At 60.1% G+C, this 301-nt stretch carries 1 protein-coding gene; it reads right to left on the reverse strand.

Annotated features, from left to right (window positions below; all coding sequences use genetic code 11):
• Positions 1 to 301: contractile injection system protein, VgrG/Pvc8 family (locus F2P45_RS35020; protein ID WP_267877397.1), on the reverse strand; the 301-nt coding region annotated here is incomplete at both ends.

Here is a 301-nt window from a genome sequence, read left to right on the forward strand (position 1 = left end):
CCCGCGTTGCAGGAATCGTCGCTGATGACCATGATGTGGCTGCCGGCGCTGTGCTCGAAGTAATAGAACAGGCCGTACTTTTCCATCAGGCGGCAGGTGAAGTGCTCGTCGGTCTCGTCGTACTGGACGATGTGGTTTTCCGGCGGATAGCTTTTACTGGTGCGGAACTCGTACGTCGCCAGGCCGCCGTGGTCGCCCTTGTAGATCTTGTCGAGCACGCCGAGCACGTTCAGGTCCTGGAAGATGCGCGAGTTGACGCGCCGCTTCAGGTAGGTCAGCCACGGCACGATTTCGGCGTGGT

Origin of the sequence: Massilia mucilaginosa (assembly GCF_011682145.1) — a bacterium.
In the GTDB taxonomy this organism is placed as follows: domain Bacteria; phylum Pseudomonadota; class Gammaproteobacteria; order Burkholderiales; family Burkholderiaceae_D; genus Telluria_A; species Telluria_A mucilaginosa.